Annotated in this window: 20 protein-coding genes and 1 tRNA gene; 10 read left to right on the top strand and 11 right to left on the bottom strand. The window is 70.2% G+C overall.

The window, feature by feature from the left end:
* Positions 1 to 116 precede the first annotated feature (116 nt).
* From ACIHFE_RS17105 to ACIHFE_RS17095, 3 genes are all read left to right on the top strand, one after another.
* Positions 117 to 1,664 carry a M4 family metallopeptidase gene (locus ACIHFE_RS17105; RefSeq protein ID WP_400108013.1) on the top strand — a complete coding sequence of 516 codons (1,548 nt, stop codon included), beginning with the start codon at positions 117 to 119 and terminating at the stop codon, positions 1,662 to 1,664.
* Positions 1,665 to 1,743: 79 nt separating this feature from the next.
* The gene (locus tag ACIHFE_RS17100; RefSeq protein WP_400107248.1) at positions 1,744 to 2,241 is read left to right on the top strand and encodes a hypothetical protein; all 498 of its coding nucleotides are present in this window, start codon (positions 1,744 to 1,746) and stop codon (positions 2,239 to 2,241) included.
* Positions 2,242 to 2,385: 144 nt separating this feature from the next.
* A complete protein-coding gene (locus ACIHFE_RS17095; RefSeq protein WP_400107246.1) occupies positions 2,386 to 3,900 on the top strand; it encodes an MFS transporter in 1,515 nt (504 codons plus the stop codon).
* Between the two features lie 27 nt (positions 3,901 to 3,927).
* Here the strand turns inward: ACIHFE_RS17095 and ACIHFE_RS17090 are convergent, their stop codons facing one another.
* Positions 3,928 to 4,422 carry a GNAT family N-acetyltransferase gene (locus tag ACIHFE_RS17090; protein WP_400107245.1) on the bottom strand — a complete coding sequence of 165 codons (495 nt, stop codon included), beginning with the start codon at positions 4,420 to 4,422 and terminating at the stop codon, positions 3,928 to 3,930.
* 54 nt (positions 4,423 to 4,476) lie between these two features.
* Entirely contained in the window at positions 4,477 to 5,601 is a 1,125-nt protein-coding gene (locus ACIHFE_RS17085) for an aminopeptidase P family protein (protein ID WP_400107243.1), read from the bottom strand.
* A 216-nt stretch (positions 5,602 to 5,817) separates the two neighbouring features.
* Here ACIHFE_RS17085 and ACIHFE_RS17080 point away from each other — a divergent pair, with 216 nt between their 5' ends.
* Entirely contained in the window at positions 5,818 to 7,986 is a 2,169-nt protein-coding gene (locus ACIHFE_RS17080; protein WP_400107241.1) for an MMPL family transporter, read from the top strand.
* A 173-nt stretch (positions 7,987 to 8,159) separates the two neighbouring features.
* Here the strand turns inward: ACIHFE_RS17080 and ACIHFE_RS17075 are convergent.
* Positions 8,160 to 8,232: transfer RNA gene (locus tag ACIHFE_RS17075), tRNA-Thr, on the bottom strand.
* 179 nt (positions 8,233 to 8,411) lie between these two features.
* On the opposite strand from ACIHFE_RS17075, the gene ACIHFE_RS17070 reads away from it, so the two are divergent.
* From ACIHFE_RS17070 to ACIHFE_RS17060, 3 genes are all read left to right on the top strand, one after another.
* The gene (locus ACIHFE_RS17070; RefSeq protein ID WP_400107240.1) at positions 8,412 to 9,530 is read left to right on the top strand and encodes an ABC transporter ATP-binding protein; all 1,119 of its coding nucleotides are present in this window, start codon (positions 8,412 to 8,414) and stop codon (positions 9,528 to 9,530) included.
* A gap of 113 nt (positions 9,531 to 9,643) precedes the next feature.
* The gene (locus tag ACIHFE_RS17065; RefSeq protein ID WP_400107238.1) at positions 9,644 to 10,060 is read left to right on the top strand and encodes a hypothetical protein; all 417 of its coding nucleotides are present in this window, start codon (positions 9,644 to 9,646) and stop codon (positions 10,058 to 10,060) included.
* A 73-nt stretch (positions 10,061 to 10,133) separates the two neighbouring features.
* Complete coding sequence (locus tag ACIHFE_RS17060) at positions 10,134 to 10,856, top strand: NDP-sugar synthase (RefSeq protein WP_400107236.1); 723 nt, start codon at positions 10,134 to 10,136, stop codon at positions 10,854 to 10,856.
* Between the two features lie 88 nt (positions 10,857 to 10,944).
* On the opposite strand, the gene ACIHFE_RS17055 is transcribed toward ACIHFE_RS17060, so the two are convergent.
* The 3 genes from ACIHFE_RS17055 to cysS form a co-directional block, all read right to left on the bottom strand.
* Positions 10,945 to 12,519, bottom strand: coding sequence for a DoxX family membrane protein (locus ACIHFE_RS17055; protein WP_400107234.1), 1,575 nt, complete (start codon positions 12,517 to 12,519; stop codon positions 10,945 to 10,947).
* 130 nt (positions 12,520 to 12,649) lie between these two features.
* Positions 12,650 to 13,600 (bottom strand): 23S rRNA (guanosine(2251)-2'-O)-methyltransferase RlmB, encoded by a 951-nt coding sequence (gene rlmB / locus ACIHFE_RS17050; RefSeq protein ID WP_400107232.1) that lies wholly within the window; start codon positions 13,598 to 13,600, stop codon positions 12,650 to 12,652.
* Positions 13,601 to 13,664: 64 nt separating this feature from the next.
* Positions 13,665 to 15,056: a cysteine--tRNA ligase gene (gene cysS / locus ACIHFE_RS17045; protein WP_400107230.1), complete on the bottom strand. Its 1,392-nt coding sequence runs from the start codon at positions 15,054 to 15,056 to the stop codon at positions 13,665 to 13,667.
* A gap of 190 nt (positions 15,057 to 15,246) precedes the next feature.
* Here cysS and ACIHFE_RS17040 point away from each other — a divergent pair, with 190 nt between their 5' ends.
* Positions 15,247 to 16,389 carry an acyltransferase family protein gene (locus ACIHFE_RS17040; RefSeq protein ID WP_400107229.1) on the top strand — a complete coding sequence of 381 codons (1,143 nt, stop codon included), beginning with the start codon at positions 15,247 to 15,249 and terminating at the stop codon, positions 16,387 to 16,389.
* Positions 16,390 to 16,592: 203 nt separating this feature from the next.
* Positions 16,593 to 17,861: an acyltransferase family protein gene (locus ACIHFE_RS17035; protein WP_400107227.1), complete on the top strand. Its 1,269-nt coding sequence runs from the start codon at positions 16,593 to 16,595 to the stop codon at positions 17,859 to 17,861.
* 7 nt (positions 17,862 to 17,868) lie between these two features.
* Here the strand turns inward: ACIHFE_RS17035 and ACIHFE_RS17030 are convergent, their stop codons facing one another.
* From ACIHFE_RS17030 to ACIHFE_RS17015, 4 genes are all read right to left on the bottom strand, one after another.
* Positions 17,869 to 18,276 carry a PPOX class F420-dependent oxidoreductase gene (locus ACIHFE_RS17030; protein ID WP_400108011.1) on the bottom strand — a complete coding sequence of 136 codons (408 nt, stop codon included), beginning with the start codon at positions 18,274 to 18,276 and terminating at the stop codon, positions 17,869 to 17,871.
* A gap of 100 nt (positions 18,277 to 18,376) precedes the next feature.
* The gene (gene ispF / locus ACIHFE_RS17025) at positions 18,377 to 18,886 is read right to left on the bottom strand and encodes a 2-C-methyl-D-erythritol 2,4-cyclodiphosphate synthase (RefSeq protein WP_400107225.1); all 510 of its coding nucleotides are present in this window, start codon (positions 18,884 to 18,886) and stop codon (positions 18,377 to 18,379) included.
* The gene (gene ispD, locus ACIHFE_RS17020; protein ID WP_400107223.1) at positions 18,876 to 19,634 is read right to left on the bottom strand and encodes a 2-C-methyl-D-erythritol 4-phosphate cytidylyltransferase; all 759 of its coding nucleotides are present in this window, start codon (positions 19,632 to 19,634) and stop codon (positions 18,876 to 18,878) included. The genes ispF and ispD overlap by 11 nt, the downstream gene beginning before the upstream one ends.
* A 231-nt stretch (positions 19,635 to 19,865) precedes the next feature.
* Positions 19,866 to 20,348: a CarD family transcriptional regulator gene (locus ACIHFE_RS17015; RefSeq protein ID WP_003953493.1), complete on the bottom strand. Its 483-nt coding sequence runs from the start codon at positions 20,346 to 20,348 to the stop codon at positions 19,866 to 19,868.
* Between the two features lie 574 nt (positions 20,349 to 20,922).
* Here ACIHFE_RS17015 and ACIHFE_RS17010 point away from each other — a divergent pair.
* Positions 20,923 to 21,564 carry a DUF461 domain-containing protein gene (locus tag ACIHFE_RS17010; protein WP_400107221.1) on the top strand — a complete coding sequence of 214 codons (642 nt, stop codon included), beginning with the start codon at positions 20,923 to 20,925 and terminating at the stop codon, positions 21,562 to 21,564.
* A gap of 69 nt (positions 21,565 to 21,633) precedes the next feature.
* On the opposite strand, the gene ACIHFE_RS17005 is transcribed toward ACIHFE_RS17010, so the two are convergent.
* Positions 21,634 to 22,314, bottom strand: coding sequence for a response regulator (locus ACIHFE_RS17005; RefSeq protein ID WP_400107219.1), 681 nt, complete (start codon positions 22,312 to 22,314; stop codon positions 21,634 to 21,636).
* Between the last annotated feature and the right edge of the window lies 1 nt (position 22,315).

The following is a 22,315-nucleotide window of genomic DNA, read 5'->3' as shown; positions in this document are numbered from 1 at the left end:
CGTCAACCCCCCGTCGGCCCGAACCCCCCTCAGAGGAGACCGAGTTGAGAAGCATCCGCACAGCCGGCCCCCGCAAGAACGCCCTGCGCGCCGCCGCGCTGGTCGCCTCCGCCGCGATGGTCGCGGTCGGTGCGCAGACCGGCTCCGCCACCGCCTCGTCCGACCAGGGCGGCGGAGCGCCGCTGGCCCTCTCCGCGGCCCAGCGGGCGGACGCCCTGGCCGGCGCCCAGCAGGAGGCGGCCGCCACGGCCGGGAAGATCGGCCTGGGTGCCAAGGAGAAGCTGATCGTCCGCGATGTGATCAAGGACGCGGATGGCACGGTGCACACCCGCTATGAGCGCACCTATGACGGACTGCCGGTGCTGGGCGGCGACTTGGTGGTCCATCAGGCGAAGAACGGCAGCCGTACCGTCACCAAGGCGACCGAGGAGAAGATAGCCGTCGCCTCCACCGACGCCCGGCTGGCGCCCGCCGCGGCCCAGCGGAGCGCGCTGAGCGCGGCCGCCGCCGAGAAGACCGCCAAGGCCGAGGCCGGCCAGGCCCCGCGCAAGGTGATCTGGGCCGCACAGGGCAAGCCCGTCCTGGCGTACGAGACCGTGGTCACCGGCGTCCAGCCGGACGGCACGCCCAGCGAACTGCATGTGGTCACCGACGCGGCCACCGGCAAGAAGCTCTTCGGCCAGGAGGCCATCGAGACCGGCACCGGCACCAGCACCTACAGCGGCAAGGTGCCGCTGGACACCACCAAGTCCGGCGCCAAGTACACCCTCAGCGACGGCAAGCGCGGCGGCCACAAGACCTACGACCTCAACGGCGGCAGCTCCGGCACCGGCTCACTGTTCACCAACAACACCGACACCTGGGGCGGCGGCCGGCAGAGCGCCGGGGTGGACGCCCACTACGGCGCCGCGGTCACCTGGGACTTCTACAAGAACGTCTTCGGCCGCAGCGGCATCCGGGGCGACGGCAAGGCCGCCTACTCGCGCGTCCACTACGGCAACGGCTATGTCAACGCCTTCTGGAACGACAGCTGCTTCTGCATGACCTACGGCGACGGCCAGGGCAACACCCACCCGCTGACCTCGCTCGATGTGGCCGCCCATGAGATGACCCATGGCGTCACCGCCGCCACCGCCAAGCTGATCTACAGCGGTGAGTCCGGCGGCCTCAACGAGGCCACCAGCGACATCTTCGGCAAGGCCGTGGAGTTCTACGCCAACAACCCGGCGGTGCCCGGCAACTACTTCGTCGGCAAGCAGATCAACATCTTCGGCAACGGCAAGCCGCTGCGCTACATGGACCAGCCGAGCAAGGACGGCCGCTCCAAGGACTACTGGTCCTCGGGCATCGGCGGCATCGATGTGCACTACTCCTCCGGCCCGGCCAACCACTTCTTCTATCTGCTGTCCGAGGGCAGCGGGAAGAAGGTCGTCAACGGCTTCAGCTATGACAGCCCCACCGCCGACGGCTCCAAGCTGGCCGGCATCGGCCGGGACAAGGCCGAGCGCATCTGGTTCAAGGCGCTCACCACGTACTTCACCTCCACCACCAACTACAAGGCGGCCCGCACCGGCACCCTGCAGGCGGCCGCCGCCCTGTACGGCAACAACAGCAAGGAGTACAAGGCGGTCGCGGCCACCTGGACCGCGATCAACGTCAAGTAGCCCGGGCAGCGCCACACAGCCCGAGCCGTGCCCCCGGCCACCGCCGGGGGCACCGGCCCGCCATGACACCATCGGGGACGTGATCGACCTCGGCTACTCGCTCTCCCGCCGCTTCCCCGACCCCCCGCAGACCGACTACCGCACCGTCGGCGTACGGGCACTGCGGCACGACCTGTTCTGCGGCGATGTCTACCTCGCCGACACCGCGGCGGACCGGGAGCTGTCCACAGCCTGGGGATGGGTGCCGGTGCTGGACTTCGCCTGGGCCCTGTGCGACATCGTGGAACAGCTCGACCGGGACCCGCGCGGCAGCCGCTCGGCCACCCCGGTCTTCGCCGAGCTGGACTTCACCGAGTCCACCGACTGCATGCTCTTCGAGCGCCGCTTCGGCTGGGTGGAGGTCAGCGCCGACTGGGTGCCGGCCGACGAGCCCCCGCTCACCTTCAACCACGCCGAGTTGCGCCGGGAGGCCCGGGACTTCCTGCACGACCTGATCGCCGACCTGGCCGATATGCACGAGGGGCTGGCCGACAACCCGGCCGTCTGGGACCTCCAGTCCCGCTTTCCCCGGGTGTGACGGCCACGGTACGGAGGGTCCAAGTGAGGGCTCAAGTCCGGGCAAACTCGGCGCGCGCTCCCCGATGGCCGCACCTACGCTGAGTGCATGGGCTCGACCAGCGCATCCAGCGAACCCCCCATACCCCCTTCGGCTCCCCTGTCCATGACCGCTTCGGAGGCCGACCCCCGCCGCTGGTGGGGACTGGTGTTCATCGCTCTGGCGCAGCTGATGGTGGTCCTGGACGCGACCATCGTGAACATCGCCCTGCCCTCCGCCCAGCGCGAGCTCCATATGTCCGACGCCAACCGGCAGTGGGTGATCACCGCCTACACCCTGGCCTTCGGCGGCCTGCTGCTGCTCGGCGGCCGGATCGCCGACCTGGTGGGGCGGCGGCGCACCTTCCTGGCCGGACTGGCCGGCTTCGCGGTGGCCTCGGCCCTGGGCGGCGCCGCCCGCACCGAGTGGCAGCTCTTCGGCGCCCGGGCGCTGCAGGGCGTCTTCGCCGCCGTCCTGGCCCCGTCCGCCCTGTCCCTGCTGACCACCACCTTCACCGACCCCCGGGAACGCGGCAAGGCCTTCGGCGTCTACAGCGGCATCGCCGCCGCGGGCTCGGCGATCGGCCTGCTGGCCGGCGGGCTGCTCACCGAGTACCTGGACTGGCGCTGGTGCCTGTATGTCAACGCGCCCATCGCGGTGGCGGCCTCGCTGGGCGCCGCCTGGTCGCTGCGCAACCACCGCCCGCAGCAGCACACCCGGCTGGACCTGCCCGGGGTGCTGCTGGCCTGCTCCGGCCTGGTGGCGGTGGTCTACGGCTGCAGCCAGGCCGGACCCCGTGGCTGGGGCAGCCCGGCGGTGCTCGGGGCGCTGTCCGGCGGGGTGCTGCTGCTCACCGTCTTCGGCTGGTGGCAGACCAGGGCGGCCGGCCCGCTGCTGCCCCCGCGCATCATCCGCGACCGCAACCGGGCCGGTGCCTTCCTCACCCTGGCGCTGTCCGTGGTCGCCATGTTCGGGATGTTCCTGTACATGACGTACTACTTCCAGGGCGTCCTCGGCTACCGGCCGGTCACCGCGGGCCTGGCCTTCCTGCCGCTGTCCGCCACCATCATGCTGACCTCGACCATGGTCTCGGCCCGGCTGCTGCACCACCTGCCGCCCCGGCTGATGATCGTGCCCGGCGCCCTGCTGTCCGCCGTCGGCCTGTTCCTGCTCACCTTCCTGCCGGTACGGGCCTCCTACGCGGCCCATGTGCTGCCCTCGATGATCCTCTTCGGCATCGGGATGAGCCTGACCTTTGTGGCGGTGATGGACACCGCCACCCGCGGGGTGGCCCCCGCCGACTCCGGCGTCGCCTCCGCCACCGTCAACACCTCACAGCAGGTGGGCGGTTCCATCGGCACCGCGCTGCTCAACACCATCGCCACCACCACCGCGGCCGGCTATATCGGCAGCCACCTCAGGGCGGCGGGCGCCATCAACCCGGCCGTGCACGAGGCCATCGTCAAACAGGGCCAGGTGCATGGCTTCCATGTGGGCCTGGCCTGGGCCTCCGGCATCATGCTGCTGGCCGCGGCCACCTGCTGGACGCTGATCACCGCCCCGGCCCCCAAACACCGGGACCGCGTCCCCGCGGACCGGGGGGCGTCGCCCTATGGCGCCCGTCGGATGCGGGCCGGCTAGGGGGCGCCCCGTAAGGGAAAGCGCCGCTCAGCCATGCAGCGGCAGGTACATGATGTGCAGCCCGGTGTACGAGCCGTCCGGGCGCCGGAACGCCTCCGGGACGGTGCCCACGACGGTGAAGCCCAGCGACCGCCACAGCGCCACCGCCCGGGTGTTGCTCTGCACCACGGCATTGAACTGGATGCCCCGGTAACCGGCCGAGCGCGCCCAGGAGACCAGCTCCTCGCCCAGCGCCCGGCCCACACCGCGGCCGCCGTGCTCGGCGGCGACCATAAAGCTCCCGGTGGCCACATGGGAGCCGGGGCCCGGACGGTTGGGCCCCATCTTGGCGCTGCCCAGCACCTTGCCGTCCTCGTCCACCGCCACCACGGTCCGGGCCGGCGGCGACTCCATCCACCACTCGCGGCCCTGCTCAAAGGAGAGGTCCCGGGGGTAGACATAGGTCTCCCCGGCCTCGGTGATCTCCCGGAAGAACGGCCAGATGGCGGCCCAGTCGCCGGCCTGCGCGTCTCTGATCAGCATGCGGTCAGCTTGCGTACGCGCCGCCCGGGCCGCCAGTGATTTTCCGGGGCCGCTTCAGGAGACGATCCACATCTCCCGGGCGGTGTTGTTCAGCCGCCGCCCGCCGGTCTCGGTGCACACCACGATGTCCTCGATGCGCACCCCGAACCGGCCCGGCAGATAGATGCCCGGCTCGATGGAGAAGCACATCCCCGGCACCAGCGGCAGATGCTCGCCCTCCACCAGGTAGGGCGGCTCATGGGTGGTGACCCCGATGCCATGCCCGGTGCGGTGCACAAAGTACTCGCCGTAGCCGGCCCGGCTGATCACCTGGCGCGCCACCCGGTCGATCTCCTGGCAGGCCACCCCGGGCCGGACCGCCTCGAACGCGGCCTGCTGCGCCTCGCGCACCAGATCGTGCACCTTGCGCTCCTCGGCGGTGGGCTCGCCGACATGGACCGTACGGGTGGTGTCGGAGCCATAACCGTCCAGCAGGCCGCCGAAGTCCAGCACCACCATGTCGCCGTTGCCGATCACCCGGTCCCCCGCCTCATGGTGCGGGTTGGCGCCATTGGGGCCGGAGCCGACGATGGTGAAGTCCACCTGGCTGTGCCCGTACCGGCGCAGCAGCCGGGCCAGGTCGGCGGCCACCTCGTTCTCCCGCCGCCCGGCGAAGGGCAGTTGGACGATCTCCTCGTAAGTGGCGTCCGCCGCCGCGCCCGCGGCCGCCATCCGCTCCACCTCGAAGGCGTCCTTGACCGCGCGCAGCATGGGCAGCGCCTCGGTCAGCGCCGCGAAAGAGGCGTCGGGGCAGGCCCGTTGCAGGGCCAGCAGGTGCAGCGCCCAGGTGTTGTCGGAGACCCCGTACCGGCCCGGCGCCGTCAGATGCCCGGCCACCACCGCGTAGGGATCCTCGCCGTCCCGCCAGCCGGTGACCGTCAACGGGTCGACTCCCGGCGCCTTTTCGGCATCATGGCGTTCCAACTCGGGTACGAACAGGCGGGGCTTGCCGCCGGGCACCAGCAACAGCGCGGTCAGCCGCTCGGTTTCCACCGGCCGGTAGCCGCACAGCCAGGTCAGGGTGGGGCCCGGCATCACGATCAGACCCGCCATGCGGGCCTGGGCGGCACACCGGACGGCGCGTTCCATCCGGGCCGCGTAGTTCTCGGAAGCACTGGCAGCAGAGGCAGCGTCGGTCATGGGGGCAGAGTAATCCGGGCGCAGGCGTTCGGCAGTCCGGTCTCTACCCCACGGGTGAGAGCCTCTCCTACCGAGGGAGGAGGGTTCCCCCACCCCAGGACCGATTTCCCCCTGATTCCCCTGGGATTTGTTGTCTCCGCATAAAGAGACTCCCTACCTTGGCTCTGCCCGTACGAACTTTCGCACCTTGGCAGTACCAGAGGGGGAGCCCCGACCATGTTCCGACGAATCGGACGATTCGCCGTCCATCGACCATGGCTGACGATCGCGGCCTGGATCATCGCAGCCGTGGCCCTCGGCATGCTGGCCCCGGGGCTGAAGGCGACCAACGACGAGACCGAGTTCCTGCCCTCGCACTATGAGTCGGTGCAGGCGGCCAAGCTCCAGGAAGACGCCTTCCCGCACACCGACCAGTCCTCGGCCACCCTCGTCTTCCAGCGCACCGACGGCGGCAAGCTGGACGCCGCCGACGTACGCGATGTGACCAAGGTCAGCCAGGGGCTGGAGGCCAAGCACTACAAGCTGGTCGCCAAGGTGGTGACGGCGGGCGAGAAGTCCGTCTCGCCCAACCGTGAGATAGCCCTGGCCCAGGTCGTCGCCACCACCAAGAACTCCTACGAAAAAGACCTCACCGACTCCGTCAAGAAGATGCGTGAGGACGGCAAGGACCTGATCAAGGGCACCCATCTGAAGATGGGGATCACCGGCACCGCGGCCACCAACCTGGACGCCCAGGAGTCCTCGGGCAACACCGACGCCATGGTGATGTCGGCGACCCTGCTGCTGATCATCGTGCTGCTGCTGGTCATCTTCCGCAGCCCGCTGATCGCCATCCTGCCGGTGCTCATCATCGGTGCGGTGTTCTCGGTGGCCCTGGGTCTGATCGGCACCGCCGCCTCGCTCGGCGGGCTGAAGGCCGACCCCTCCATCACCGCGATCCTGATCGTGGTCCTCTTCGGTGTCGGCACCGACTACATCCTCTTCCTGCTGTTCCGCTACCGCGAGCAGCTGCGGGCCGGGCAGCAGCCCAAGGAGGCCCTGGTGGAGGCGGTCGCCCGGGTGGGCGAGACCATCGCCTCCGCGGCCGGCGCGGTGATCGCCGCCTTCCTCGCCCTGCTGCTGTCCACCATGGGCATGATGCGGACCTGGGGCCCCTCGCTGGCCATCTCGGTGGCCGTCACCCTGATCGCCGCGCTCACCCTGGTCCCGGCCGTGTTCTCCCTGCTGGGCACCAAGGCGTTCTGGCCGTCCAAGGCCTGGAAGAAGCTGCCGAAGAACCGCCTGGCCAACAGCGTGGGCTCGCTGGTCTCGGGCCGTCCTGGCCTGATGGCGGTGCTGTCCACCGCGGTCCTGGCGGTGCTCGCCATCGGCGCCTTCGGCTTCAAGTCCGACTTCAACACCCAGAGCCAGCTGCCGCAGAAGGTGGAGTCGGTCCAGGCCGCCAAGGACATGCAGAAGGGCTTCTCGGCCGGCCAGTCCGACCCCGCCCTGGTCTATCTGAAGTCCAAGGACGGCTCGGCCCTGAGCAAGAGCACGGTGGACGGCTTCGCCGCCAAGCTCGGCGCCATCGACGGCGTGGACAAGGGCCACCCCATCGCCGCCGTGATGGGCTCGCACAACTCGGTCGCCCAGTACCCCGTGGTGCTGAAGTACGAGTCCACCGATGACCGGGCCATCGAGATCGCCAAGGGCCCGCTGCGGGACACGGCGCACCAGGCGGCTCCCGAGGGCACCCAGGCGTATGTCGGCGGCACCTCTGCCGTGCTGACCGACATTGAGAAGGCCGTGAACCACGACTACAAGGTGGTCTTCCCGGTCGCCGGCCTCGCCATCATGATCATCCTGGGCCTGCTGCTGCGCAGCCTGATCGCTCCCCTGTACCTGATGATCGCCGTCGCCCTGGGCTTCGGCGCCACCCTGGGCGCCACCGTCTGGCTCTTCCAGGACGTCAAGGGCAAGGACGGCATGCTGTTCATGCTGCCGGTGATCGTCTATCTCTTTGTGGTCGCCATCGGCACCGACTACAACATCCTGATGGTCGCCCGGCTCCGCGAAGAGGTCCGGCGAGGCGTCTCCTCCCGGGAGGCCATCCGGGTGGCGGTCTCCCGCTCCGCGCCCACCATCGCCTCGGCGGCGATCATCCTGGCCGGCAGCTTCGGAGTGCTGATGATCTCCGAGAACTCCATGCTCCAGCAGATGGGCTTCGCGGTCGCCTTCGGCATCCTGCTCACCGCCTTCATCATGGCGATGCTGCTGGTCCCGACCATCACCTCCCTGCTCGGCCACAAGGCCTGGTGGCCCGGTCACCAGGACGCCCCCCGCCAGACCTCCCACGCGTCCGGCCCCGCGCCGCTGCGCGAGGGCGAGCAGGTGGGGCGCTACTAGCCCGGACCGGGTTCCCTGACCCAACTCAACTCCCCGCAAGCGCGGATGCCCCGACCGGACTCCGGTCGGGGCATCTGCGCTTGCCGCCCCCTGATCCAGCGTCAGAGATGATCGCGGCCACCGGGCACAAAGAAAGCCCAGGCCAGCGAAGAACTGACCCGGGCTTCACACAGAGCCGCCTATCGGACTCGAACCGATGACCTGCTGTTTACAAGACAGCTGCTCTACCAGCTGAGCTAAGACGGCACGGCGAGCAGTCTACCCAGACTTCCCGCCCGGCCCAGCCCCGATTTTCGTGACCCGCACCCTACTGACAAGCCGCCGGACCCCGGGTAGCGTCACCGGGAACCTGTCCGAATTGGACTGGACCACTCCCTCTACTCGGATCGTCCGGCACGTTCCTGCCGGTGAAGGGACCCACCACCATGGCCACGGTCACATATGACAAGGCGACCCGGATCTACCCGGGCGCCGACAAGCCCGCCGTCGACCAGCTGGACATCCAGATCGAGGACGGTGAGTTCCTCGTCCTGGTCGGCCCCTCCGGCTGCGGGAAGTCCACCTCGCTGCGGATGCTCGCGGGGCTGGAGGACGTCAACGGCGGATCGATCAGGATCGGCGACCGCGATGTGACGCATCTGCCGCCCAAGGACCGGGACATCGCCATGGTGTTCCAGAACTACGCCCTCTACCCGCATATGACCGTCGCGGAGAACATGGGCTTCGCCCTGAAGATCGCCAAGGTGCCCAAGGCGGAGATCCGGCAGAAGGTCGAGGACGCCGCCCGGATCCTGGACCTCACCGAGTACCTGGACCGCAAGCCCAAGGCGCTCTCCGGCGGCCAGCGGCAGCGGGTGGCCATGGGGCGGGCGATCGTCCGCGAACCCCAGGTGTTCCTGATGGACGAGCCGCTGTCCAACCTGGACGCCAAGCTGCGTGTGCAGACCCGCACCCAGATCGCCGGGCTGCAGCGGCGGCTGGGCATCACCACCGTCTATGTCACCCATGACCAGGTCGAGGCGATGACCATGGGCGACCGGGTGGCGGTGCTCAAGGACGGCCTGCTCCAGCAGGTCGACTCGCCGCGCAACATGTACGACCGTCCGGCCAACCTGTTTGTCGCCGGGTTCATCGGGTCCCCGGCGATGAACCTGGTGGAGGTGCCGATCACCGACGGCGGGGTGAAGTTCGGCAACAGCGTGGTGCCGGTCTCCCGGGAGGCGCTGACCGCGGCCGCCGACCGCGGCGACCGCACGGTCACCGTCGGGGTGCGCCCCGAGCACTTCGACCTGGTGGAGCAGGCCGGCGACGCCCTGGCCAAGGACGCCCCGGCGGGCCTGGCGGTCACCGTGAACGTGGTGGAGGAGCTGGGCGCGGACGGCTATGTCTACGGCACCGCCGAACTCGGCGGCGAGCGCACGGACCTGGTGGTCCGGGTCGGCGGCCGCCAGGTACCGGACAAGGGCGCCGTGCTGAATGTGGTGCCGCGACCGGGCGAACTGCATGTCTTCTCCACCTCCTCGGGCGAGCGTCTGAGCGACTGACCGACCGGCGGCCGGTTCCATTCGTCAACCTGGCGAAAAGAAACCGGCCGCCACATCGCTCGACCGGGTGACTAAATGTCGCGGGCCCATTACCCGTCGCTACCATCTGCGGCATGAACCAGGCCGCCCGCCGCATCGGCAGAACTCTCGCCCTCGTCCTTCCGGTCGTTCTCGTCCTCTCCGGGACGCTCGCGGTCACCCGCGTGCCCTGGGCGGCGCCGACCGCCGAATCCCAGGTGCTCACCGCGTCCTCCGACTCCGCCTCCACGGCCAGGGCCGGCCGGGCACCGCATGAGGTGCTGCGCGACCGGCTGCTCACGGAGCTCCAGGAGAAGAACCCGGGCGTGGCCCTCACCCACCTCCAGGAAGCCACCAACGGCCGTCCCTCGCTGGCGCGTTACTGCGCGGACATCGCCCGGGTCCTCGGCCAGGCGGCGGTCGCCAAGTACCACTCGGTCCGCAAGGCACAGGCCTACGCACGGCCCGTCTGCGACACCTCCTTCGCCACGGGCGTCGCCGAGGGGCACTGAGCGCGACCGCCGGGGGCCGCACCACCCAGGGCCTGCCGCAGCGCGGTCCGCGGTACGGCATAGGGTGCCGGGCATGACCGGCACGCACCACAGCAGCAGCCCCACGCAAGCCGTGATCCTGGCCGGAGGCCAAGGGTCACGGCTTCGTCCGTACACCGATGACCGGCCCAAGCCGATGGTCGAGATCCCCGGCACCGGAATGCCGATCATCGGCCATCAACTGGCCTGGCTGGCCGCCGAGGGCGTCACCGACGCCGTGGTCTCCTGCGGCCATCTGGCCGAAGTCCTGGAGTCCTGGCTCGTGTCGGCCGATCTGCCGCTGCGGGTGACCACCGTGGTGGAGACCGAACCCCTGGGCCGCGGCGGCGGCCTCAAGCACGCGGCGGCCCGGCTGCCGCACCCCGACCGGCCCTGGTACGCCACCAACGGCGACATCTGGACCCGCTTCTCGCTGCGCGAGATGGCCGCCTTCCACCAGGAGCGGGATGCCACCGCCACCCTGGCCCTGGCCCGGCCGCGCATCCCCTGGGGCGCCGTGGAGACCGATGAGTTCGGGCACGTCCTGGACTTCATCGAGGCCCCGCCGTCCCCGTACCTGATCAACGCGGGCGTGTATGTGTTCTCCGCCGGCTTCGCGGATCTGCTGCCCGAGCGGGGCGACCATGAGCGCACCACCTTCCCCCGGCTGGCCCGGGAACGCCGGCTGGCCGGCTTCCCGCTGCCGCAGGGCGCCTACTGGCGGGCGATCGACACCGCCAAGGATCTGACCGAGGCGGCACGGGAGTTGGCGGGCTGAGCCCACCGCACAGCGCGGCTCGGCGCACAGCACGGTGGCCCCGTACCCGTTCGCGCGGGTGCGGGGCCACCGTGGGTGGGGAGCGGTCTCAGCCCAGCAGGCCGCCGAGCGCGCCCCCGCCGGAGCCGGAGGAGCCGCCGGAGGAGTCCGAGCCGCCGCCGGAGCCCCCGCCGGAGCCGGCGGCACCGCCGGAGGAACCGGAGGTGTGGTGCGGGGCGGCCGGGGCCACGGGCTGGTGGTGCGGGGTCTGCGGCGCGGAGTGCGGGCCCGAGCTGGTGCCCGGGTGACCGCCGGTGGCCGTGGAGCCCAGGGGGGACCTGGTGCCCCGGGACGAGGTGGCGCTGGGGCTGGGCGCCGTGGTCTTGTGACCGCTCGCGCCGGGCCGCGGCGTGGCGCCCGAGGACGGGCCGTGCGAGCCGCGCGGGGTGGTGCTGGGCCGCATCGGCAGCGGCGAACCGGGCAGGCTGTTGGCGGGCGGCGCGGCCGGCCCGGGCACCGGGGCGTTCTGCGAGGAGCGCACCGCCCCGCCGAGCACCGAACCGGCGATCAGCGAGACGCCGATCAGCACGGTGGCCATCACCCCGCCTCGGCGCAGCACCCGCCGCCGCAGCTCCCACAGTCCGGCCCGCGGGCCCAACCGCCGCCAGGCCTCGCCGGCCAGCCGGCCGTCCACCGAGTAGAACGGGGCCCCGGCGATCACCAGCGGGCTCCAGGCGGCCAGGTAGATGATGTCCGGCGCGGCGTAGACCGGGACGGTCCGCCAGCTGACGGTGACCAGCAGGGCGGTCGAGAGCAGCACACCGATGCCGGCGGCCAGCCGCTGCCAGAGGCCGAAGATGGTGAGGACACCGACGACGATCTGCAGGAAGGCCACGGTGAGCCCGGAGCCCACCGGGTGGCTGAGCGCCAGGCTCCGCAGCGGGGCGGCCGCGCTCCAGGGGTGCAGCGCGGTCAGCCAGGTGACCATGGAGCCGCGCTTGCCGCCGTCGAAGTAGACCGGGTCGCAGAGCTTGCCCATGCCGGCGCAGATGGAGATCAGCCCGAGGAAGATCCGCAGCGGGAGCAGGACCACGCCCAGGTTCATCCGGCGCCCGGGGTAATAGGCGTGCTTGACCGGGTCGCCGCCCTGCCGGGCGCCGCGCGGGGCGTCGAACTCCTCGTCGAACTCATCGTTCTCGTACGGGAGTTCGTCATCGAGATCCATCGACGGACGCACCGTGGACAGCAGTTGGGTGCTGTCCTCGGGACCGATGGGACCGCGCTGGCCGATCAGGGGCGGAGCGCCCACACCGACACGGGGCAGCACCTGGGTGGCGCCGACATCGCCGCCGGCGGCTCTGGTGGCCGTGGTGACGCCGGATTCCCGCACGGCGTCCAGGAGTTGGGTGGGCGCCGCATCGCCGGGCTGGGTCCGCCCGCTCCACACCACGGGGCGGCGCCTGGCCGCACCCGGGACCGTGGGCAGCTGTGCCGCGTCGACGGCTACGGCGATCCGCCGGGCGGCTCGCGGGGGGCGAGCGAGCTGTACGCGGAAGCTCAGGTGGTTGCCGGAGACCTGCGCGGGGTCGGAGGGAACCTTCACCGTACTCAGCGCGGGCTGGTCGTCGTACCCGGAAGAGCTTCCCCCCGTGGGTGTGCGGGGTGTTCTGGTGTCCACACTCATCTAACCGAGTGACCGGAGATAAGGACACTGCCTTGACCGGCCCAAGGTGTCCGAGACCCGTCAAGGCCCCCAACTGCCGGTGCGGCCACGGAAGATGATCTTCCGTGGCCGCACCGGGAGGAGCGGGAGATCAGGCGCGGCGGCGCGCCGCCTCATAGAGCACCACACCCGCGGCGACACCCGCGTTGAGCGACTCGGCGCCGCCCGGCATGGGGATCCGCACCCGGAAGTCACAGGTCTCGCCGACCAGCCGGGACAGGCCCTTGCCCTCGCTGCCGACCACGATGACCACCGGGCCCTCCAGCGCGTCCAGCTCATGCAGCTCGGTGTCACCGTCCGCGGCCAGGCCGACCACCATCAGGCCCTCCTTCTGGTACGCCTCCAGGGTCCGCGTCATATTGGTGGCGCGGGCCACGGGCGTACGGGCGGCGGTGCCGGCCGAGGTCTTCCAGGCGCTGGCGGTCATGCCCGCCGCGCGGCGCTCGGGGACGACCACGCCGTGCCCGCCGAAGGCGGAGACGGAGCGGACCACGGCGCCGAGGTTACGCGGGTCGGTGATGCCGTCCAGGGCGACGATCAGCGGGTCCTCGCCGTCGCCGAAGGCGGCGGCGGTGAGGTCCTCGGGGTGGGCGTAGTCATACGGCGGGACGGACAGCACCAGGCCCTGGTGGTGCAGGCCGTTGGTCATCCGGTCCAGTTCCGGGCGCGGGGCCTCCATCAGGTTGAGGCCACGCTCGGTGGCGAGCTGCAGCGCCTCGCGCACCCGCTCGTCGCTGTCCACGAACTGCTGGACGTAGAGGGTGTTGGCGGGCACGCCCTCGCGCAGCGCCTCGACCACCGAGTTACGGCCGACGACCAGCTCGTTGGCACCCTTGGGGCCACCGCGGCGCGGGGCCGGGCGGCGGGCCGCCTGCTTGGCCTGGGCGTTGGCGACCCGGTTCTTCTTGTGGCCCTTGCGCATATGCGCGGGCGGGGTCGGGCCCTTGCCCTCCAGGCCTCGGCGTCGCTGGCCGCCGCTGCCGACCGTCGCGCCCTTCTTGTTGGACGTACGGCGGTTCCTGCGCTGGCTGTTGCCGGCCATGGGTCACCTGTTTCCTGCTACTGCGTTTGACGCTCGGTAAAGACGTGCTTGGTAAAAGTGTCGCTCAGGCGAGCGACCAGCGCGGCCCGGAGGGGGTGTCCTCGATGCTCAGCCCGGACTGCTGGAGCTGGTCGCGGATGGCGTCGGCGGTGGCGTAGTCCTTGCGGGTACGGGCCGCCTGGCGCTGGTCGAGCACCAGCCGGACCAGGGAGTCGACCACGCCGTGCAGGTCCTGGCCGCGCTCCTGGCCGCCGGCCCACCGCTCGTCCAGCGGGTCCAGGCCGAGCACGCCGAGCATGGCGCGGACCTCGGCCAGGCGGGCAACGGCGCTTTCCTTGTCATCCGCGGAGAGCGCGGCATTGCCCTGCCGGACGGTGGTGTGCACCACCGCGAGCGCCTGCGGGACGCCCAGGTCGTCGTCCATCGCCTCGGCGAAGGCCGGCGGCACCTCGGCGGCGGGCTCCACCGGGCCGGCCTTCTCCACCACGCGCTGGATGAAGCCCTCGATCCGGGCGAAGGCGGACTCGGCCTCGCGCAGCGCTTCCTCGCTGTACTCGATCATCGAGCGGTAGTGCGGGGTGCCCAGGTAGTAGCGCAGCACAATGGGCCGCCAGTGCTTGGTCATCTCGGAGACCAGCACCGAGTTGCCCAGCGACTTGGACATCTTCTCGCCGCTCATGGTGACCCAGGCGTTGTGCAGCCAGTACCGGGCGAAGTCGTCACCGAAGGCCTTGGCCTGGGCGATCTCGTTCTCATGGTGCGGGAAGATCAGGTCCAGGCCGCCGCCGTGGATGTCGAAGGCGGTGCCCAGGTACTTGTGGGCCATGGCCGAGCACTCCAGGTGCCAGCCGGGGCGGCCACGGCCCCAGGGCGTCTCCCAGCTGGGCTCGCCCGGCTTGGCCGCCTTCCACATGGCGAAGTCGCGCGGGTCGCGCTTGCCGGTCTCGTCCTCACTGGCGGGCTGGAGGAGGTTCTCCAGCTCCTGGTTGGAGAGCTCCAGGTACTCCGGGAAGGAGCGGACGTCAAAGTAGACATTGCCGTTCACGGCATAGGCGTGACCGCGCTCGATCAGCCCGCGCATCATCTCGATCATCTCGGGAACGTGCCCGGTCGCCCGGGGTTCCACGGTGGGGCGGAGGCAGCCCAGCGCGTCATAGCCGTCGTTGAAGGCGACCTCGTTGTCATAGGCGATGGCCCACCAGGGACGCCCCTGCTCGGCCGCCTTCTTGATGATCTTGTCGTCGATGTCGGTGACATTGCGCACCAGGGTCGCTTCGTAGCCGCGGTAGGTGAACCAGCGGCGCAGGATGTCGAAGTTCAGACCCGACCGGATGTGTCCGATGTGCGGTGCGGCCTGCACGGTCGCGCCACAGAGGTAGATCGAGACACAACCCGGGGTGATCGGGGTGAAGTCGCGGATCTGCCGGGCGCTGGTGTCGTACAGGCGAATAGTCACGGAACCAGGGTAGTGGCCCCATGGCAGTGCCTCGGGCCCATGGGCGGGCCGGAATCCGGCGGCTGCGCCAAAGTGGTGGGTTTTGTCGACTATTTAATGTTTTGCGGCAAAAATACAATCCCGCACTGGTAGCTTCCCGGCACGTTTCACGGCTCGCCCCGTTGGCCACGCGCGGACCCCAGGAGGGGTGGTGCACTCCACTCTGCCGGTACAGCAGGAGCATCCCGACCGGCCGGTCCCGCCACCGTGCCGGGCCGGGGCCGGAGCCGGGGCCGAGGGAGCGCGGCGCAGACTGGGCGCGCTGGACGGGCTGCGGCTGAGTGCGGCGCTGATGGTGGTGGCGTACCACTACCTGGCCTTCGGCAGCGGCGCCTGGCCCCGGCCGCCGCACACCCTCTTCCCCACCGGCCATCTGCCGGCCTCCTACGGCTGGCTGGGCGTCCAGCTCTTCTTCCTGATCAGCGGCTTTGTCATCTGCCTGAGCGGCTGGCAGCGCGGCCTGGCCGAGTTCGCGGTCTCCCGGGTGACCCGGCTCTACCCCGCGTACTGGTTCGCGGTGCTCGCGGTCACCCTGGTGCTGTGGCGCTGGCCACAGGTCAACGCCCGGCCCGGGCTGCGGGAGGCCGCCGTCAACCTGACGATGCTCCAGGACCCCCTGGGGGTGGAACCGGTCGACGGGGTCTACTGGACGCTCTGGGTGGAGATGCGGTTCTACCTGCTGTTCGCGCTGGTGGTCCGGCAGGGCCTGACCTACCGGCGGACGGTGGGCTTCTGCCTGGTCTGGGCGTTCGCCGCCACCGCCGCCCGGGCCGGCGGCAACGAGCTGCTGAACGGGGTGCTGATGCCGGGCGACTGCTGGTACTTCATCGCCGGAATCGCTTTCTACCTGATGTACCGGTTCGGCCCGAACCAGGTGCTCTGGCTGATCATCGGCGGATGTTTCCTGATCACTCAGCACGATCTGCTGGCCGCGCAGGCCCGTGCGGAGGGATATATGGGTCACAAGGTTCCGCATTGGCCGACCACCCTGCTCCTGATGCTGTTCTTCCTCGCCATGGCGGCGGTGGCCCTCGGCTGGACACAGCGGCTCGAGTGGCGTTGGCTGTCCACAGCCGGAGCGCTGACCTATCCGCTCTACCTGCTCCATGAGCGCATCGGCTGGGTGATCATCAAGCACGCCGATGGGCGCCTGCCGCGCTATGTGCTGTTGCCCGCACTGGTCGCGGGGATGCTGATGGCCGCCTGGTTGGTGCACCGGTGGGTGGAACGTCCGCTGGCCCGCCGGGTCGGCGGCTCACTGCGGAACGCGGTGACGGCCATCCGTTCCGGGTAGGCCATGCGCATCCGGACCCTTCATCCACTCGCCACCGAACGGTCACACAGGGCGCAGATGAATACCACCATCCAGGGGAGACCGCGCAGAAATATGAGGACAGGAGATCGCCGTCACGGCGACACAGGTTCCGCTTGTGTCAGCATTCCTGCGCGCACGCCCGCCGAATACGAAGATCCGACTAACCCATGGGAGTGGACGACATGCGCTTCGCCAGCCGAGGCCGACCCGACGGCGGCCCGGTAGCCGTCCCGCATGCCGCCCCCCGGCTGTATGTACTCGACGGGCTGCGCCTGCTGGCCGCCCTGATGGTGGTGGTCTACCACTACACCGACCTGCACGGCGGCTGGGGCCGGCGCCCCACCGAGGTCTTTCCGCATCTGACCCTGGTCAGCCGCTACGGCTGGCTGGGCGTTGAGGTCTTCTTCCTGATCAGCGGCTTTGTCATCTGTATGAGCACCTGGGGCCGGACCCTGGGTGACTTCATCGCCTCCCGGGTCTCCCGGATCTACCCCGCCTACTGGTTCGGCGTCCTGCTGACCGGCGCGGTGATCTCCCTCTGGCCCCAGGTACGCCACCTCAAGAGCTGGGACACCGTCTTCACCAACCTGACCATGCTCCAGCAGGGCGTGGGGGTCTGGGATGTGGACGGCGTCTACTGGACGCTCTTTATCGAGCTCAAGTTCTATGTGCTGTTCGCGCTGGTGGTCGCCACCGGCGTCACCTACCGCAAGTGCGTGATGTTCTGCGGGCTGTGGACGGTGGCCGCGCTCACCGCCCAGGTGACCGACGACCGCATGCTCAACATGTGGACCATGCCGCTGTACGCGCCGCACTTCATCGCGGGCATCGCCTTCTATCTGATGCACCGCTTCAAGCCGACGGCTCTGCTGTGGGGCATCGCCGCCTCCTCGCTGCTGCTGTCCCTGCACCACATGCCCAAGCGTGTCTCGGACAACACCAACAGCTCGGTCCCGGTCTGGCCGGCCGTGCTGATCCTGACGCTGGCCTATGTGGTGATGGCGCTGATCGCGGTGGGAGCCTTCGACCGGCTGCAGTGGCGGTGGCTGGCCACCGCGGGCGCGCTCACCTACCCGCTGTACCTCATCCACCAGTACATCGGCATGACGGTGATCTACGGGCTGCGCGACCGTGTGCCGGCGCCGGCGCTGGTGGCCGGGCTGATCGTGGTGATGCTGGCGGCCGCCTGGCTGATCAACCGCTGGGTGGAGAAGCCGCTGTCCAAGCGGCTGCGCCGGGCGGTGCTCAAGGGCATCGAGGAGATGCGGCGCAATTCCGCCCCGCCGGCCGGCCGGACCGTCCTGCAGAACGGGCTGACGGCCGTTCTGCAGGAGCCCCGGCACTACCGCGGGACCGAGCCCTATGAGCCCTACGAGCCCGGGGGCGCCCCCGGCCGAAGGCTGGGGGAGGAAGCCGGCCGGGTCGCCGTCGGCAAGCCGGACGGCGTCTGAGGGCCCATCAGAGCGAGCCGACGACCTTCCGCGGGGTGATGCGCACCACCACCCGCTCGGCGTCTTCCCCGGCCGCCGGGTTGAAGTCGGCGTAGTCCTTGCCGGTGTACTTCCGCGAGAGCTCATTGATGAGCTCCTGGCCACCCTCCGTGGTGAGGGTGGCCGAGCCGCGGATCTCGGCATAGGTGTACGGCGCGTTATGCGGGTTGATCATGACCGTGACGCGCGGGTCCCGGCGCAGGTTCTTCTCCTTGCGCCGGCCCACGGTGGTGGAGATCAGCAGGTCGTCGCCGTCCCGCTTGATCCACACCACCGACAGCTGGGGGCTGCCGTCCGGCTGGAGAGTGGCCACCACGGCGAAGACGGGGCTGTCGTCCAGGAACTTCTTCAGGTCGTCCGAGAGCTCGGCAGACACCATCCGGATCCTTCCTTCAGCGCCGGGCGCCGCCACGGGCGCGCCTGACGACACGTCGGTTCACGGTCACCGTATGACAGGGACCGTCACCGAAGAAGGGTCAGCCGGTGGTGCCGCCACGGAACACCAGAGCGGTGGCCACCGCCGCCAGCCCTTCGGCGCGGCCGGTCAGGCCCAGCCCGTCGGTGGTGGTGCCGGAGACCGACACCGGGGCGCCCACGGCCGCCGAGAGCGCCTGCTGGGCCTCTTCGCGCCGCTTGCCGATCTTGGGGCGTACGCCGATCACCTGGATGGCCACATTGCCGATGCCGAACCCGGCCGCGCGCACGATCCGGGCCGCCTCGGCCAGCAGGGTGACCCCGGAGGCGCCGGACCACTCGGGGCGGTCGGTGCCGAAGTGGGCGCCCAGGTCACCCAGGCCCGCGGCGGAGAACAGCGCGTCACAGGCGGCATGCGCGGCCACATCGCCGTCGGAGTGCCCGGCCAGGCCATGGCCGGCGTCCGCCCAGAGCAGGCCCGCGCACCACAGCTCACGGCCCTCCTCGAAGGCGTGCACATCGGTGCCGATGCCGATCAGGGGCAGCGGGGGCAGCGGGGTCTCAGAAGCCATCGTTGGCCCTCCGGCGGGCGAGCACGGCCTCGGCCAGCACCAGGTCCAGCGGCCGGGTCACCTTGAACGCCTCCTCATGGCCGCGCACCACGACCACCGGAACACCCATCCGTTCCACCAGTCCGGCGCAGTCGGTGGCGCCCTCGCCCTCCAGGGCGGCGTGCGCATACCGCTCGTGCGCCTCCAGCAGGGTGTGGCGCTCAAAGCCCTGCGGGGTCTGCACGGCGCGCAGCACCGCGCGGTCGGGGGTGCCCACCACCGGCTCCGGGCCGATTCCGGGCTCCACCTGCTTGACGGTGTCGGCCAGCGGGAGGGCGGGCACCACGGCCGGCGCTCCCTCGCGGACCGCGGTCACCACCGCGTCCACCGTGTCCACCGGCACCAGCGGCCGGGCGGCGTCGTGCACCAGCACAGTGCCGTAGTCGTCGGGCACGGCCTTCAGACCCAGGCGCACCGACTGCTGCCGGGTCTCACCCCCGGGGACCACCACCACCTCGGTGCGGTCACCCGCCAGGGGGAACTCGTCCAGCAGGGTGCGCACCTCGGCGGCACCGTCCGGCGGGGCCACCACCACAACCAGCGAGACGGCCCGGGAGGCGGACATGGCGCGCACCGCGTGCACCAGCATGGGCGTACCGCTCAGCGCCCGCAGAGCCTTGGGAGTGCCCGGGCCGAGCCGGACTCCGCGGCCCGCCGCCGGGATGACCGCCGCAGTGCGTGAGGGGGAAGTCTCGACTCGATCAGACATTGCGTTGGCGTTCAGGTTTGCTTCCTCGGCCGAGTTGGGTATTGCCTCAAAGTGCCGGGCGATCCGCTCGGACCAGCCCCTTCCGTGACGACTGGTCCTGCCGCCCGGTCCGGAATACCACGTTTGAGCAGAGATGCCGCAGCGCCCGTCCAATGGCTTTCGGCCATTGCGCGGGCACCGCGGCACTTCTACGTCGAGTGTCCAGACGTCAAGCTGTCCGGCACCGGTGCGTCAGGACGCGAGGACCTCGTCGAGCAGAGCCTCGGCCTTGTCTTCGTTGGTGTTCTCGGCGAGCGCCAGCTCGCTGACCAGGATCTGACGCGCCTTGGCGAGCATGCGCTTCTCACCGGCGGAGAGACCGCGCTCACGCTCGCGGCGCCACAGGTCGCGGACCACCTCGGCGACCTTGATCACGTCACCGGACGCGAGCTTCTCGAGGTTTGCCTTGTAGCGACGGGACCAGTTCGTCGGCTCTTCCGCGTAGGGCGCGCGGAGCACCTCGAAGACCCGGTCGAGCCCGTCCTGGCCGACCACATCGCGAACACCGACGAACTCCGCATTGTCCGCCGGCACCCGAACCGTCAGGTCACCCTGGGCGACCTTCAGCACCAAGTAGGTCTTGTCCACGCCTTTGATCTGGCGAGTTTCGATGGCCTCGATCAGCGCGGCCCCGTGATGGGGATAGACCACGGTGTCGCCAACCTTGAACGTCATGTGACAGGTACCCCTTCCGTGGCTATCCAGTCTAACACGGGAAGTGCCCGTTCTGAATGGCGTTTCCGCAGGTCAGGGCATATCTCGGGGCTTGACAACAGCGGCCGTGACGTGCTGAGGGAGGCTTCCGGAAGCGGGTATTCGCAGGTCGGAGCGGTTGTCCGGGGCGGGCGAAACGGGCACGTTACACGCACCGGGGCGGCCCCGCGAGCGAGGGAACGTCCCGTTTTGCCGGGGTCCGGTCGGCGGACTTCCGGTACTCCGTTCGAGGCGCTCCGGATGTTCTCGAGGCGGATTACGGAATTGATCAAGGCGCGCTTGATCAATTCCGAGAACGCGTTCCGATGTCCGTTCACATTCTCCTGTTGATAATCCGCCCGCCCCGTCTTCGCATGACCGCCGGCCGCTTCCCGCTCTTCTTCTCGGTGCGGGGATGAATTCCGGCCGTACGGACGGCGGGGGGCGGGTGATCCTCTCAGGGGCGGGTCGGGTGCGGCGGGCTCTCGACGGCTCGGTAACCTAAGCGCGCTGACACACCCCTTACTTCGACTTCGTCCAAGGAGATGCCGCCGCCGTGAGCAGCAGCCTTCGACGCGGCGCTCTCGCCGCCACCGCCCTCGTGCTCTCGATCGCCACGCTCTCCGCCTGCGCGGCGGGGAACGACTCGCAGACCCTTGAGGTCAAGCCGGACAACGCGGCGACCGCGGTCGGCGACATCAAGCTGCAGAACATGACCGTGATCACCCAGCCGGACATGGGTGCCGGCCCGGCCGTGATCACCGGCCAGGTCTTCAACAACGGCAAGGACGCCCAGGAGCTGCAGTCGATCAAGGTGGTCGGCCAGGGCACCACCATCAAGCTCAGCCCCGCCCAGGGCTCCGGCCCGCTGATGGTCCCGGCGCATGGCTCGGTGCTGCTGGGCGGCAAGGGCAACGCCTCCGCGGTGCTGCCGGACCGCCAGGGGCTCAACGACGGCGGACAGGTGCAGCTGGCCTTCGGCTTCAAGACCACCGGCGAGGTGCGCATCAGCGCCTTCGTCTACCCGGCCAAGAGCTACTTCAAGGAGTGGGGCCCCTCCGAGGCGCCCTCCGCCCCGGCCACCACGCCGTCCGGCAAGCCGAGCACCCCGGCGGGCAAGCCCAGCGGCGCGCCCTCGATGAAGCCGTCCGGCACGCCCCAGGGCAAGCAGACCCCCTCGGCGCCGGCGCACCAGTAAACGCGCACAGAGCGAGGGCCCGGAAGCGATCCGCTTCCGGGCCCTCGCCCGTTGTCCGGCCGCTACGGCTTACGGCTCGAACTTGTAGCCGAGGCCGCGCACGGTGACCAGGTAGCGCGGCGCCCCCGGGTCCGGCTCGATCTTGGCGCGCAGCCGCTTGACGTGCACATCCAGCGTCTTGGTGTCCCCGACATAGTCGGCGCCCCAGACCCGGTCGATCAGCTGCATCCGGGTGAGCACCCGGCCCGCGTTGCGCAGCAGCATCTCCAGCAGGTCGAACTCCTTGAGCGGCAGGTCGACCTTGCCGCCGGCCACGGTGACCACATGGCGGTCCACGTCCATCCGGACCGGGCCGGCCTCCAGCGCGGCGGGGGCGACCTCCTCGGGCTCACCGCGGCGGCGCAGCACGGCGCGGATGCGGGCGACCAGTTCGCGCGAGGAGAAGGGCTTGGTGACGTAGTCGTCGGCTCCTATCTCCAGGCCGACCACCTTGTCGATCTCGCTGTCCTTGGCGGTGACCATGATGACGGGCACATTGGAGCGGCCGCGCAGCTGGCGGCAGACCTCGGTGCCCGGCAGTCCCGGCAGCATCAGGTCGAGCAGCACCAGGTCGGCGCCATTGCGCTCGAACTCGTCCAGCCCGTCGGGCCCGGTGGTCGCGATGGCGACCTCGAAGCCCTCCTTGCGGAGCATGTAGGACAACGCGTCGCTGAAGGATTCCTCGTCTTCTACGACGAGCACTCGGGTCACG

Source organism: Streptomyces sp. NPDC052396 (assembly GCF_044593195.1).
In the GTDB taxonomy this organism is placed as follows: Bacteria; Actinomycetota; Actinomycetes; order Streptomycetales; family Streptomycetaceae; genus Streptomyces.
The sequence above is the reverse complement of the archived record's forward strand: the minus strand, read 5'-3'. Positions and strand labels throughout refer to the sequence as shown.

Bases quoted from the DNA above. Each gene is read 5' to 3' on its own strand.
- ACIHFE_RS17105 (WP_400108013.1), top strand. From the start codon at position 117: ATGGTCGCGGTCGGTGCGCAGACCGGCTCCGCCACCGCCTCGTCCGAC.
- ACIHFE_RS17095 (WP_400107246.1), top strand. From the start codon at position 2,386: ATGACCGCTTCGGAGGCCGACCCCCGCCGCTGGTGGGGACTGGTGTTC.
- ACIHFE_RS17090 (WP_400107245.1), bottom strand. From the start codon at position 4,422: ATGCTGATCAGAGACGCGCAGGCCGGCGACTGGGCCGCCATCTGGCCG.
- ACIHFE_RS17085 (WP_400107243.1), bottom strand. From the start codon at position 5,601: ATGACCGACGCTGCCTCTGCTGCCAGTGCTTCCGAGAACTACGCGGCC.
- ACIHFE_RS17080 (WP_400107241.1), top strand. From the start codon at position 5,818: ATGTTCCGACGAATCGGACGATTCGCCGTCCATCGACCATGGCTGACG.
- ACIHFE_RS17070 (WP_400107240.1), top strand. From the start codon at position 8,412: ATGGCCACGGTCACATATGACAAGGCGACCCGGATCTACCCGGGCGCC.
- ACIHFE_RS17065 (WP_400107238.1), top strand. From the start codon at position 9,644: ATGAACCAGGCCGCCCGCCGCATCGGCAGAACTCTCGCCCTCGTCCTT.
- ACIHFE_RS17060 (WP_400107236.1), top strand. From the start codon at position 10,134: ATGACCGGCACGCACCACAGCAGCAGCCCCACGCAAGCCGTGATCCTG.
- ACIHFE_RS17055 (WP_400107234.1), bottom strand. From the start codon at position 12,519: ATGAGTGTGGACACCAGAACACCCCGCACACCCACGGGGGGAAGCTCT.
- rlmB (WP_400107232.1), bottom strand. From the start codon at position 13,600: ATGGCCGGCAACAGCCAGCGCAGGAACCGCCGTACGTCCAACAAGAAG.
- ACIHFE_RS17035 (WP_400107227.1), top strand. From the start codon at position 16,593: ATGCGCTTCGCCAGCCGAGGCCGACCCGACGGCGGCCCGGTAGCCGTC.
- ispF (WP_400107225.1), bottom strand. From the start codon at position 18,886: ATGGCTTCTGAGACCCCGCTGCCCCCGCTGCCCCTGATCGGCATCGGC.
- ispD (WP_400107223.1), bottom strand. From the start codon at position 19,634: ATGTCTGATCGAGTCGAGACTTCCCCCTCACGCACTGCGGCGGTCATC.
- ACIHFE_RS17015 (WP_003953493.1), bottom strand. From the start codon at position 20,348: ATGACGTTCAAGGTTGGCGACACCGTGGTCTATCCCCATCACGGGGCC.